Source organism: Sodalis sp. RH14 (assembly GCF_047324285.1).
Classification (GTDB): Bacteria; Pseudomonadota; Gammaproteobacteria; order Enterobacterales; family Enterobacteriaceae; genus Acerihabitans.
In genome coordinates this window covers 703,905-716,732 of record NZ_CP178739.1, presented here as the reverse complement: position 1 = coordinate 716,732, position 12,828 = coordinate 703,905, and the positions used below count along the sequence as shown (strand labels likewise).

Genomic DNA, 12,828 nt, shown 5'->3' with positions numbered 1-12,828 from the left:
TTAAAAACGTAATGGGAAGAGGCCGGAATACGGCCGCGGGCATATCTTAGCATTGCGATGCGCATTAGGACACCGGCAGGAGCACAACGCGACCAGGGACGCGCGCCGGCCGGCCAGGCATAAAAAAGCCCCGGCTGCTGAGCCGGGGCTGTTGGAGGAGAGTACGGGCACCACGCTTTGTTTAGGCGCTTAGTTGTTGCCGAACTGCTCCGACATGGTGTTGCCGGTCGGGGTGTTGGGTTCATCCACCGGCGTCGGCGCTTTAGGCGTGCCGCCGTTGTCGGAGGAGTGATTGCTCGGCGAATCATCCCAGCCCGCGGGCGGACGCACTGCTTTACGGCCCATTAAATCGTCGATTTGCGGGGCGTCGATGGTTTCATATTTCATCAGGGCATCCTTCATCGAATGCAGGATATCCATATTTTCCATCAGCAGAGTGCGCGCCCGGGCATAGTTGCGTTCAATCAGGGATTTCACCTCCTGGTCGATAATACGCGCCGTCTCATCGGACATATGCTTGGCCTTAGCCACCGAGCGGCCCAGGAACACTTCGCCTTCTTCCTCGGCGTAAAGCAGCGGCCCCAGCTTTTCGGAAAAGCCCCACTGGGTCACCATATTGCGCGCAATGGACGTTGCCACCTTGATATCGTTGGACGCGCCGGTGGAAACCTTCTGCACGCCGTAAATGATTTCCTCGGCAAGACGGCCGCCGTACAGCGTGGAGATCTGGCTTTCCAGCTTCTGGCGGCTGGCGCTGATGGCGTCGCCTTCCGGCAGGAAGAACGTCACGCCCAGCGCGCGGCCGCGCGGAATAATCGTCACCTTATGCACCGGATCATGCTCGGGCACCAGGCGACCGATAATGGCGTGGCCCGCCTCGTGGTAGGCGGTGGATTCCTTTTGCGCTTCGGTCATCACCATGGAGCGGCGTTCGGCGCCCATCATGATTTTATCCTTGGCCTTTTCAAATTCCACCATCGAGACCACGCGTTTGCTGCCGCGGGCGGCAAACAACGCGGCCTCATTGACCAGGTTGGCCAAATCGGCGCCCGAGAAACCGGGGGTGCCGCGGGCAATAACCGACGGGTCCATATCAGTGGACAACGGTACCCGGCGCATATGGACTTTCAGGATCTGCTCACGGCCGCGCACATCCGGCAGGCCGACGACCACCTGGCGGTCAAAACGGCCGGGACGCAGCAACGCCGGGTCCAGCACGTCGGGACGGTTGGTCGCCGCGATAACGATGATGCCTTCATTGCCTTCGAAGCCATCCATTTCCACCAGCATTTGGTTCAGGGTCTGTTCGCGTTCGTCATGACCGCCGCCCAAGCCCGCTCCGCGCTGGCGCCCCACCGCATCGATTTCATCGATAAAGATGATGCATGGCGCGGCTTTCTTTGCCTGTTCAAACATGTCGCGCACACGCGACGCGCCGACGCCGACAAACATTTCCACGAAATCCGAGCCGGAAATGGTGAAGAACGGGACTTTGGCTTCACCGGCAATGGCCTTGGCCAGCAGGGTTTTACCGGTCCCGGGCGGCCCGACCATCAGCACGCCTTTAGGGATTTTCCCGCCCAGCTTCTGAAAGCGGCTCGGTTCACGCAGGTAATCGACCAGTTCGCTGACTTCTTCTTTTGCTTCGTCGCAGCCCGCAACGTCGGCAAAGGTGGTTTTGATCTGATCTTCAGTCAGCATCCGGGCCTTGCTCTTGCCGAAGGACATCGCCCCCTTGCCGCCGCCGCCCTGCATTTGACGCATAAAAAAGATCCAGACGCCTATCAGCAACAGCATCGGGAACCAGGAAATAAAGATCGAGGCCAGCAGGCTTGGTTCTTCCGGCGGCTCACCGACGACTTTAACGTTCCGGGTCAGCAGGATATCCAACAACTTGGGATCATTGACCGGGATAAACGTGGTATAGCGGTTACTGTCTTTCTTGGTAACGTTAATTTCACGTCCGTTAATACGCGCTTCCCGAATCTGATCCTGATTTAATTCAGACATAAAGGTAGAGTAATCCACCTTACGGCTATTGGACTCGCTGGGCCCGAAGCTCTGAAATACAGACATCAGCACTACTGCGATGACCAACCAGAGAATCAGGTTTTTCGCCATGTCACTCAAGGGATTAACCTCATATTACAACGGTGTTAACAATTAGCGTAGGGTACTATAATTTGCGCCCTGTCGCCACAATGTACACTTCCCGCGATCGTGCGCGCGAAGCGTCTGGCTTACGAATCTTTACCTTCGTAAATAGGGAGCGAATTTCCCGCAGGTATTCATCAAAACCTTCTCCCTGAAAGACTTTAACCAGAAAACTGCCGCCAGGTGCCAGTACATCCCGGCACATCTCCAAGGCCAATTCGACTAAATACATGGCCTTGGGAATATCAACGGCCGGCGTGCCACTCATATTAGGGGCCATATCGCTCATGACCACCTGTACTTTGCTTTCGCCTACCCTTTCAAGCAAGGCCTGCAGCACCAGCGGGTCGCGAAAGTCGCCTTGCAGGAAATCGACGCCCACGATGGGATCCATGGGGAGAATATCACAGGCGATGATACGCCCTTTCTTGCCAATTTGCGTGGCGACATACTGCGACCAGCCGCCGGGCGCGGCGCCGAGATCCACGACCGCCATATCCGGTTTGAACAGTTTGTCGCCCTGCTGTATTTCTTCAAGTTTAAACCAGGCACGCGAACGCAGTCCTTTTTTTTGTGCCTCGAGAACATATTTATCGCTAAAGTGTTCCTGTAGCCATCGACTGGAGCTTCCAGAACGCTTTTTGGTGGTCATCGTGTTTTCCAACTATCCTGAAAGAGTGCATTTGTGATGGGATGCGGGCACTCGTGCGCCAGATACAATCACGACCGATTTGGTGATAACCATGAGATGGCGGTAGAATGTACCGTTTTCAATCCCAACGTAAGCAAAAAAGACAAATGAATCTTAATAATAAGCAAAAACAGCACCTGAAAAGCCTGGCTCATCCGCTAAAACCGGTCGTCATGCTGGGCAATAACGGCCTGACCGAAGGCGTGCTGGCAGAAATTGAACAGGCTCTTGAACATCATGAGCTTATCAAAGTGAAAATTGCCGCGGAAGAACGCGAGACCAAAACGCTTATCGCGGATGCCATCGTGCGTGAAACCGGCGCCGTCAACGTGCAGGCCATCGGCGGCGTCCTGGTTCTGTACCGGCCGGGTAAAGACCATAAAATCACTTTACCGCGCTGAATACACCTTTTCTGCTGAAAAGGTGCCATGTTCCCCGATAGAGGAAAAGGCCGCTTACGGCCTTTTTCCTTTCTTTACAAATCATCTCATTCCGCTTTTTCAGCGTATTAAAGATATTCTATCTGCAAAATCTCATATTCCACATCGCCGCCGGGTGTCCGGATCAGGGCGATATCGCCGACTTCCTTGCCGACCAGACCCCGCGCCATGGGGGAATTGATGGAAATAAGATTTTGTTTAAAATCGGCCTCGTCGTCGCCAACGATGCGATAGGTCTGCTCGTCTTCGTTTTCCAGGTTCTGGATAGTGACCGTAGCGCCAAAAATCACCCGGCCGCCGGCCGACATCTTGGTGACATCGATAATCTGCGCGTTGGACAGCTTCGCTTCGATTTCCTGGATACGGCCTTCGCAGAACCCTTGCTGATCGCGCGCGGCATGGTATTCCGCGTTTTCCTTCAGATCGCCGTGCGCGCGAGCCTCGGCGATGGCCTTGATAATTTCCGGGCGGCGGACGCTTTTCAAAAACTCGAGCTCTTCCCGCAGCTTATCGGCACCACGCAAAGTCATCGGAATTGGTGTCATGGCAATACCTCTAAATGAATACATCCTGCTAAAATAGTCGCCGTCCTGACGGTACTGAATGTTGTCACGGCGTAGCCGTTTGCGCTACCACCTAAGCGAAAAGCAAAAAAAACCGCACCTGGCGCAACGAGCCTGGTCAGTCTTGGTTTGCATTTTGATACGTATTTTAACCCAGAGTTCCCGATGGGTCATCGTTTACTTTAACCCTGTTTGCACCGTAGTATGGCACCACGTTACTTTGCCGTTGCACAATATTATGCGTTTTGTAGGAATACTCACAGGATTGACCGGCGTTATTATGCTGTCCGCGCACGGCGCGCCGGTGGAAAATTATACGGAACTGTTACCCGACGGCGCCAACCTGGCATTGATTGCACAAAAAATCGGCGCCCCCACGCCGGCCATTGATTATCACAGCCAGCAGATGGCCCTGCCGGCCAGTACCCAGAAAGTGATCACCGCGCTGGCGGCATTGTTGCAACTGGGACCGGCCTATCGTTTCAGCACCACCCTGGAAAGCGACGGCACGGTCGGCAACGGCGTGCTGCGCGGCAACCTGATCGCCCGTTTTAGCGGCGATCCGACCCTGGGGCGCCAGCAGTTGCGCAATATGGTCGCCGAACTACGCAAGCAGGGCATCCGCCAGGTTTCGGGCAATCTGCTCATCGACACCTCCGCCTTCGCCAGCCACGACAAAGCCCCGGGATGGCCGTGGAATGACTTGACCCAATGCTTCAGCGCGCCGCCGGGCGCGGCCATCGTCGATCGCAACTGCTTCTCCGTTTCGCTCTACAGCGCGCCCAAGGCCGGCGATAATGCGTTTATCCGCGTGGCTTCGTATTACCCGGTGCAGATGTACAGCCAGGTACGCACCCTGGCGAAAGGGTCCCCCGAGGCACAATATTGCGAGCTGGACGTGGTGCCGGGCGAGCTGAACCGCTTTACCCTGACCGGCTGCCTGCCCCAGCGCGCCGAACCCCTGCCGCTGGCGTTTGCCATCCAGGATGGCGCAAGCTATGCGGGAGCCATCCTGAAAAGCGAGCTGAAAGAGGCGGGTATCGAGGTTGGGGGCACCCTGCTGCGTCAAACCGTTCCCGGCGCGCCGGGCAAGATACTGGCGCAGACGTATTCCGCGCCCCTGCATGATTTGCTACGGGTGATGCTGAAGAAATCCGATAACATGATTGCCGATACGGTATTTCGCACCATCGGCCGCGAGCGTTTCAAGGTGCCCGGCACCTGGCGCGCCGGTTCGGACGCGGTACGGCAAATCCTGCGCCAGCAGGCCGGCATCGATCTGGGCAATACCATTATCGTCGACGGTTCCGGCTTATCGCGCCACGATCTGATTTCACCGGCCACCATGATGCAGGTGCTGCAATATATCGGCCAGCATGACCAAACCCTGGATTTCATCTCCATGCTGCCGCTGGCGGGATATGACGGCACGCTGATGTATCGCGCCGGGCTGCACGAGGCGGGCGTGGACGGTAAAGTCTCGGCCAAAACCGGCTCGTTGCAGGGGGTTTATAACCTGGCGGGCTTTATCACCACCGTCAGCGGCCAGCGCATGGCTTTTGTGCAGTATCTCTCGGGATACGCGGTGCCGCCCGAGGATCAAAAGGCCAGGCGCATTCCCCTGGTACGTTTCGAAAGCCGGTTATATAAAGATATCTATCAAAACAACTGATTGGCGCCCCCCTCGTCCATAAAAAAACGCCCCCCCGCAAACAGCGGTAGGGGCGTTGTAGCGGCGGTGAGGCCGCCCGGGCGCGTATTAATGCAACCCGTGCAGGATCGCGGCAAATCCAGAACCGTCAGCGGTGATAGATAAATTCCACGCCTTCTTCATCATCTTCGTCCCAATCGTCATCGTCCAGATCGTCCTCTTCAGCGACGATCTCGGTTTTTTCCAGCTGTTCGCGGTGATAGTCATCCCACATAAACTCAACCTTGACCGGGGCGGCGGCCTCTTCAGCCGGCAGATCGTGGGGATGGCTGTTAATGAAGGCCATCACGTCCCAGCACAGCGCTTTAACGCCCTGCTGGCTGGCGGCGGAAATAATATAGAACTGTTCCTGCCAGCCGAGCGCCGCGGCTATGGCCTTGGCCCGGCGATCCGCTTCTTCGGGGTCGAGCAGGTCGATCTTATTAAATACCAGCCAGCGCGGCTTGGCGGCCAGCTTTTCACTGTAGCGCTCAAGCTCCTTGACGATGATCCGGGCGTTTTCGATGGGATCCGATTCATCGATGGGGGCGAGATCGATCAGGTGCAGCAGCACCCGGCAGCGCTCAAGGTGTTTCAGGAAACGAATGCCCAGGCCGGCGCCTTCGGACGCGCCCTCAATCAGGCCGGGGATATCGGCGACCACAAAGCTCTGCTCATTATCCATGCGCACCACGCCAAGGCTCGGCACCAGGGTGGTGAAGGGATAGTCGGCCACCTTGGGTTTGGCGGCGGACACCGCGCGGATAAACGTTGATTTGCCGGCATTGGGCAGCCCGAGCATGCCGACATCGGCCAGCAGCAGCAGTTCGAGCTGCAGTTCGCGGTTTTCGCCCTTGGTGCCGTCGGTTTTCTGGCGCGGGGCGCGGTTAATGGAAGATTTAAAGCGCGCGTTGCCCAAGCCGTGGAAACCGCCTTTCGCCACCATGACGCGTTGCTCATGGCGGGTCATGTCGGCCATGGTTTCACCGGTGCCCTGGTCGAGGATACGGGTGCCCACCGGGACTTTGATGGTAATGTCCTTGCCGCGTTTGCCGGTGCAGTCCCGGCTTTGGCCGTTTTGACCGCGTTCAGCGCGGAAGGATTTCTCGAAGCGATAATCGATCAGGGTGTTCAGGTTCCGGTCCGCCAGCAGATAGACATCGCCGCCGTCCCCGCCGTCGCCGCCGTCAGGACCGCCGTTAGGAATATATTTTTCCCGCCGGAAACTGACGCAACCGTTGCCGCCGTCGCCCGCGACCACCACGATGGCGGCCTCATCTACAAACTTCATGGAAACTCTCCGTAATTCATTTGCCGGGCGGCTTAATGGGCAGCACCGGTCCTGTTTTGGCCCGCACGGGCAGGAGCCGATGGCCCGCCGCAGAAAACATCGCACCCGCCACCACGACAAACGCGCCCAGATAACCGACAATATTCAGCGCCGGAGCAGCGAAATAATCCGGCCAGGCCAGTGACAGCAAATCCGAAAAAAGTAAGGTGAACAGGGGCGTCAGCGTGACGATAGCGCTGACCTGCGCCGCCTGCCAGCGCGCCATGGCTTCCGCCAGCGCGCCGTAACCAACCAATGTATTGGCACCGCAAAATACCAGGCAGGCAACCTGCCACAAGCTTAGGTGCATCACCGCCGCGGGCTTGGCCACGACGGATAAGGCTATTGTACACAAAACATACAGTAAAAACAGGATCTGTTGCGAGGCCAGCCGGCGCAGCAGAACCTTTTGCGCCACGCCGTAACAGACCCAGACCGTCGCCGCGCAGACCCCCAGGATCACCCCCAGGGTGTAGTCGGTCAGCCGGGTAAAGATCTCCAGCAGGCTGGTATTAAAAAACATCACCAGGCCGCTTATCAGCATCAACGCCCCGATAATCTGGGTGCCGCGCATGCGTTCCTTAAGGATCAGCACGCTGGCGAACATCATGCCCACCGGCGAAAGCTGCCCGATGACCTGCGACGCGGTCGGGCTAAGGTATTGCAGCGACGAACTGAAGAAAATAAAGTTGCCCAGCAAGCCCGCGGTGGCGATAACCAGCATCAACAGCCAGCGCCAGCGCAAAAACAGCGTTAGCGACGGCAGTTGGCGACGCGGCGCCAGGATGACGGCCAGACCGATACCCGCCATGATGAAACGGTACCAGACCACGGTATACGGCTCCATGTCGGTGAGCACCTGTTTCATGGCGATGGGCAACGCCCCCCAGCACATTGCGGTGGTGAGCGCCAGCATGATGCCCACCCCTGCCTGCTGTCCCGCCTGCTGATTTGTCTTCATGAGTGTTTAACGCGAAACGTGGCCGGAAAGAAAAGTAAAAAGCCCCGCAAGAATTGCGGGGCTTTGCTCTGTTATCGGGACGTGTTGCCTGGGCCGGGCTATCGGAGCCGCGGCCAGCAAAAAACGGAAAATTTATTCAGCTGCTACGATGCTGACAAACTTGCGGTTTTTCGGTCCTTTAACTTCGAACTGGATTTTACCAGTAGCCAAAGCAAACAGAGTGTGGTCTTTACCGCAACCAACGTTGGTGCCGGGGTGGAATTTAGTTCCACGCTGGCGAACGATGATGCTGCCTGCTAAAACAGCTTCGCCGCCGAAGCGTTTGACGCCCAGGCGTTTACTTTCTGAGTCGCGACCGTTACGAGTCGAGCCGCCAGCCTTTTTGTGTGCCATGAGTGTGCTCCCCTGTTAGGCGCCGATACCGGTAATTTTCACGTCAGTGAACCACTGACGATGGCCTTGTTGCTTACGATAGTGCTTACGGCGACGAAATTTAACAATCGTCACTTTATCGCCACGACCATGGGCAACTACTTCAGCTTGAATCTTTCCGCCATTGACGAAAGGAACGCCGATCTGAATGTCATCACCGTTGGCAATCATCATCACCTGGTCGAATTCAACGGTTTCACCCGTTGCGATGTCCAGCTTTTCAAGGCGAACAGTCTGACCTTCGCTGACCCGGTGTTGTTTACCACCACTTTGGAAAACCGCGTACATAAAAAACTCCGCTTTCCGCGCACTCAACTTAGATTCGTCCACAGTGCGCTATAAATATTCACAATAGGGCGCGAATTCTACGCAAAAAAGCGCCCTATGACAAGTGCAGAATACATACAGGAGACGAAAAAAGCGCAGTTTCTTCACCGGCATTTATCTCTGGCATTTTTCAAGTACAATCAGTAACACAGTTTCTACCATCTGGCCCCATGAGCAGCGTTACTATCTAACGGTTAAAATAAAGCCTAAAGACAATAATGAACCTTGATCAAATTACAGAACTTACCGCACATGATATGGCGGACGTCAACGCGATTATCCTCGAGCAGTTGAACTCCGAAGTCGCGCTTATCAATCAGCTTGGCCACTACATCATCAGCGGCGGGGGCAAGCGCATCCGCCCGATGATAGCCGTGCTGGCGGCCAGGGCCTTGCATTACGACGGCAAAAAGCATGTGACCGTGGCGGCGCTGATTGAATTTATCCATACCGCCACCTTATTGCATGACGACGTGGTTGACGAATCCGATATGCGCCGGGGCAAGGCCACGGCCAACGCGGCGTTCGGCAATGCCGCCAGCGTCCTGGTGGGGGATTTTATCTACACGCGCGCCTTCCAGATGATGACCGGCCTGGAATCGCTGCGGGTCCTGGCGCTGATGTCGGAGGCGGTTAACGTCATTGCCGAAGGCGAAGTATTACAGTTAATGAACTGCAACGATCCCGATATCAGCATCGAGAGCTACATGCGGGTGATTTACAGCAAGACGGCCCGCCTGTTCGAGGCGGCGGCGCAATCTTCCGCCATTTTGGCCGGCGCCACCCCCGAGCAGGAAAACGCCCTGCGGGATTACGGCCGTTACCTGGGCACCGCCTTCCAGCTAATCGATGATCTGCTGGATTACGGCGCCGACGGCAAGACCCTGGGCAAAAACACCGGCGACGACCTGAATGAAGGCAAGCCCACCCTGCCGCTGCTGCATGCCATGCGCCACGGGGACGCGCGGCAGGCGGCGATGATCCGCGAGGCCATTATTCAGGGCAACGGCCGCCACCTGCTCGACTCGGTACTGGAAACCATGCATCAGTGCGGTTCCCTCGAGTACACCCGGCAGCGTGCGGAAGCGGAAGCGGATAACGCCATCACCTGCCTCGCCTGCCTGGAGCCGACCCCTTTTCGCCAGGCGCTGGAAAGCCTGGCGCACCTGGCGGTGCAACGGCAATTTTAGGAAACCGGCGGCCGATAGCGGGAAACCCGCCGGCAAATCCGTTCCCGGTGATTATCAGCGCTTGGGCGTCATGCCCAGGCGCGTCAGAAACCCCGTAATCCCCTCGCGCAACACCAGGCTGATGACCTCATCCCGTTCCTCCGGTTGAAATTGCTGATATATAGCCATCCAGGCCCCGAGAGGGTCTTTTTCCGGCGCCTTGCGCGCGGGATTGATCAGGTATTCGGCAACGGGCGTTTCCTGCATTTGCCGGCTGGTGAGCTCTTGTTGCACTTCGGCTGGTAAACTCTCAATGGCGAATTCCAGGCCTTTTCCCTGCACGCCCACGACCGGACGGCGGATCCAGTTTTCCCGCCGTGCCCGCGCGGTAATGCCTTGCCGGGTACCCGGAAGCTTGGCTACACCAATGAGTTCACAGGTCTTAAACCAGGCTTTTTTCATATCTTTTGCATTCCAAAAAGGGACGTCCATAGCAAAATTTGACATCATTGAGAAAATGGTGGAAAAACTTTAGGAAAAAATGTGCTATAAATTTTCCGGTGGCATAGTGAAATCAACTACGGGTTACTTACTTATGCTAATTAGTGCATTTACCTACCCTCAGTGAGCAGCAAGGGATTGAATATGTGTGAAAGGATAAAAGATTGGCACTCCGCCGATATCATTGCAGCGTTACGTAAACGCGGCACCACGCTTGCGGCCGTCTCTCGGGATGCAGGCTTGAGTTCGTCAACCCTGGCGAACGCCATGACCCGCCCATGGCCGAAAGGCGAATGGCTGATAGGGAATGCCTTGGGCATACACCCACTGGAAATCTGGCCCAGCCGTTACATTGATCCGAAGACGAATCAGTTGGTTGACAGAAAAAGCCTGATACGCTCCCGCTGACAGTAAACCAGGCCGGAATACGCCCCCGGGCGCGCCGGTCTTACCCTCCTACTCCCGATCGAGTCCCGCCAGGGATTCATCGGGATAATCCAGGCGTTTTAACAGGTTTAAAACGCCCTCCCTTAAAATAAACGACACCACGAAGTCGCGTTCCGCGCAGGAGAGCTGTCGGTGAATTTCCAGCCAGGTGGAAGAAGGTTCCTGCTGCGAGACCTTATATTCAGCAGTACCGGAACGGAGCGACAGCGTTTTTTTTACCGTGTCGGGCAGGCTTTGCCATGCATATTCCACAGCCTTGCCGCGTGCCCCTTCGCGTCGCCTTTTATGCCAGCCTTCTTCGCGCGCCCGCCGGTTCAGCCCTTGGCGCGTTTTAGGCAACCCACCGACGCCTATCAGTTCATGCGTGGCTATCCATTCCTTTTTTAGTGCCATCGTTTCCCTCCTTGTCTGGTAATAACTCTCGTTATCTCCATTCCGCAATACCTGTAAAACCCTTTTAACGCAGCGGTCTTACCCAGGCACGGTTCCGTTATAGGTTCGCTTTTGCAGTTTAGCCATTACGGCTTGCCGTTACGTCAATTACAACACAAAAAAAGCAGTAAGCGCTACAACGGATGTAAAAATGAGATCGTGGTTGGTTTTTATCCCATAAACTGAAAATAAACACTATTTATCAATAGAATAATTAAGTAAGGCAATTAACCTGGCGGCAGGAAAAACGCGTTTTTAATTGCAGAAATCGCCGATAAGACATGCTGGTAAATGATGAAAAACATGTCCACATAAGCTGGGGTAAAATACGTTTAACCGGATGAGGAAGGGACCAAATGAAGGGGAAAGGGTCGGAGGCCGGCAGATGACCGGCGCGTCCCACCGCCGGCACGTGCGATGGCGATCGCTAACAGCCGCGGCCCAGGGTTCCGGGTCGCGGCGTACAGGCTACTGATTGATGAATTTTTCGCCCAGTTCGATATCTTTCTTCAGCACATCCTTCATCTGTTCCAGCGCCTGCTGTTCGAACGCGCTCAAGGTACCGATGGATTGACGTTCTTCCAGCCCTTGTCTGCCCAACAACAGCGGTTGGGCAAAGAAACGGGTAAATTCGCCGTCCCCTTCAACGTACGCGCATTCCACCACGCCGGCTTCACCCTGCATGGCGCGCACCAACGACAAGCCGAACCGCGCCGCCGCCTGGCCCATTGATAACGTGGCCGAACCGCCGCCGGCTTTCGCTTCCACGACCTCGGTGCCGGCATTCTGGATACGGCGGGTGAGATCGGCGATTTCCTGCTCGCTGAAGCTCACGCCTTTCACCTGTGACAATAAAGGCAGGATAGTGACGCCGGAATGGCCGCCAATCACACGCACTTCCACGTCCTCGGGCCGCAAGCCTTTCAGCTCGGCGACAAAAGTATTGGAACGGATGATATCCAGGGTAGTGACGCCGAAAAGCTTGCGTTTGTCATACACCCCGGCTTTCTTCAGCGCTTCAGCGGCAATCGCCACGGTGGTATTGACGGGATTGGTGATAATGCCGATTAACGCCGTGGGACAGGCTTTCGCCACCTGGTTGATCAGGTTGCGTACAATGCCCGCATTGACGTTAAACAGATCGGCGCGATCCATGCCGGGCTTACGCGCCACGCCGGCGGAAATAAGAACGATGTCCGCCCCTGCCAAGGCGGGGGTTGCGTCCTCGCCGCTAAAGCCCTTAATCTTGACCGCGGTGGGAATATGGCTGAGATCGACCGCCACGCCGGGCGTTACGGGGGCGATGTCATAAAGAGAGAGTTCTGAACCTGGAGGGAGCTGGGTTTTGAGCAACAGGGCAAGGGCCTGGCCTATGCCACCCGCTGCGCCGAGAACTGCGACTTTCATTCTAATCTCCTTATTATTATAGGAAAAATTAAATGCCGTCAAATCATCTGGTTATGATCATAGAGACATAAACGGGTAAAAACAAATCAGCGATCGCAAATTTGAGAATTGACGCATTAACTTCCCTTTTTTATCCCTATTAGCCGCCCGAATTCCCATGCCGGATGACCTCACCGGATAATGCCTGTCGCCGCCGTTCAATACCCGTGGTTAGCGTCCACACTACACCGACAGCAATGGTTAAAACAACATCAAATTAATAACATTCTCTTTACTTTTAACGG

At 55.9% G+C, this 12,828-nt stretch carries 14 protein-coding genes; 4 read left to right on the top strand and 10 right to left on the bottom strand.

The features are described 5' to 3' along the window. Positions 1–189 precede the first annotated feature (189 nt). Both ftsH and rlmE read right to left on the bottom strand, forming a co-directional pair. A complete protein-coding gene (gene ftsH, locus ACL2XQ_RS03140; RefSeq protein WP_410016518.1) occupies positions 190–2,121 on the bottom strand; it encodes an ATP-dependent zinc metalloprotease FtsH in 1,932 nt (643 codons plus the stop codon). 55 nt (positions 2,122–2,176) lie between these two features. Further along, the gene (gene rlmE / locus ACL2XQ_RS03135) at positions 2,177–2,806 is read right to left on the bottom strand and encodes a 23S rRNA (uridine(2552)-2'-O)-methyltransferase RlmE (protein WP_162364079.1); all 630 of its coding nucleotides are present in this window, start codon (positions 2,804–2,806) and stop codon (positions 2,177–2,179) included. Positions 2,807–2,952: 146 nt separating this feature from the next. On the opposite strand from rlmE, the gene yhbY reads away from it, so the two are divergent. Then, positions 2,953–3,246 (top strand): ribosome assembly RNA-binding protein YhbY, encoded by a 294-nt coding sequence (gene yhbY, locus ACL2XQ_RS03130; protein WP_162364080.1) that lies wholly within the window; start codon positions 2,953–2,955, stop codon positions 3,244–3,246. Positions 3,247–3,353: 107 nt separating this feature from the next. Here yhbY and greA read toward each other — a convergent pair whose 3' ends face one another. Continuing rightward, positions 3,354–3,830: a transcription elongation factor GreA gene (greA, locus tag ACL2XQ_RS03125; protein WP_410016519.1), complete on the bottom strand. Its 477-nt coding sequence runs from the start codon at positions 3,828–3,830 to the stop codon at positions 3,354–3,356. 256 nt (positions 3,831–4,086) lie between these two features. Here greA and dacB point away from each other — a divergent pair, with 256 nt between their 5' ends. Continuing rightward, positions 4,087–5,520 carry a serine-type D-Ala-D-Ala carboxypeptidase gene (dacB, locus tag ACL2XQ_RS03120; protein ID WP_410016520.1) on the top strand — a complete coding sequence of 478 codons (1,434 nt, stop codon included), beginning with the start codon at positions 4,087–4,089 and terminating at the stop codon, positions 5,518–5,520. A 127-nt stretch (positions 5,521–5,647) separates the two neighbouring features. Here dacB and cgtA read toward each other — a convergent pair whose 3' ends face one another. The 4 genes from cgtA to rplU form a co-directional block, all read right to left on the bottom strand. Further along, the gene (gene cgtA, locus ACL2XQ_RS03115) at positions 5,648–6,829 is read right to left on the bottom strand and encodes an Obg family GTPase CgtA (protein WP_410016521.1); all 1,182 of its coding nucleotides are present in this window, start codon (positions 6,827–6,829) and stop codon (positions 5,648–5,650) included. A gap of 16 nt (positions 6,830–6,845) precedes the next feature. Then, on the bottom strand, positions 6,846–7,829 hold the full coding sequence (locus ACL2XQ_RS03110; protein ID WP_413740049.1) for a DMT family transporter: 984 nt from the start codon (positions 7,827–7,829) through the stop codon (positions 6,846–6,848). A 132-nt stretch (positions 7,830–7,961) separates the two neighbouring features. Continuing rightward, complete coding sequence (gene rpmA, locus ACL2XQ_RS03105) at positions 7,962–8,222, bottom strand: 50S ribosomal protein L27 (protein WP_162364084.1); 261 nt, start codon at positions 8,220–8,222, stop codon at positions 7,962–7,964. A 15-nt stretch (positions 8,223–8,237) separates the two neighbouring features. Beyond that, a complete protein-coding gene (gene rplU, locus ACL2XQ_RS03100; RefSeq protein ID WP_162364085.1) occupies positions 8,238–8,549 on the bottom strand; it encodes a 50S ribosomal protein L21 in 312 nt (103 codons plus the stop codon). 257 nt (positions 8,550–8,806) lie between these two features. Between rplU and ispB the strand changes: the two genes are divergently transcribed. Beyond that, entirely contained in the window at positions 8,807–9,778 is a 972-nt protein-coding gene (gene ispB / locus ACL2XQ_RS03095) for an octaprenyl diphosphate synthase (protein WP_413740048.1), read from the top strand. A 54-nt stretch (positions 9,779–9,832) separates the two neighbouring features. Here ispB and ACL2XQ_RS03090 read toward each other — a convergent pair whose 3' ends face one another. After that, on the bottom strand, positions 9,833–10,219 hold the full coding sequence (locus ACL2XQ_RS03090; RefSeq protein ID WP_410016524.1) for a DNA-binding protein: 387 nt from the start codon (positions 10,217–10,219) through the stop codon (positions 9,833–9,835). 183 nt (positions 10,220–10,402) lie between these two features. Between ACL2XQ_RS03090 and ACL2XQ_RS03085 the strand changes: the two genes are divergently transcribed. Further along, positions 10,403–10,666, top strand: coding sequence for a helix-turn-helix domain-containing protein (locus tag ACL2XQ_RS03085; protein WP_410016525.1), 264 nt, complete (start codon positions 10,403–10,405; stop codon positions 10,664–10,666). Between the two features lie 48 nt (positions 10,667–10,714). On the opposite strand, the gene ACL2XQ_RS03080 is transcribed toward ACL2XQ_RS03085, so the two are convergent. Both ACL2XQ_RS03080 and mdh read right to left on the bottom strand, forming a co-directional pair. Further along, on the bottom strand, positions 10,715–11,098 hold the full coding sequence (locus ACL2XQ_RS03080) for a DNA-binding protein (protein ID WP_410016526.1): 384 nt from the start codon (positions 11,096–11,098) through the stop codon (positions 10,715–10,717). Positions 11,099–11,605: 507 nt separating this feature from the next. Further along, a complete protein-coding gene (gene mdh / locus ACL2XQ_RS03075; protein WP_413722089.1) occupies positions 11,606–12,544 on the bottom strand; it encodes a malate dehydrogenase in 939 nt (312 codons plus the stop codon). Positions 12,545–12,828 lie beyond the last annotated feature (284 nt).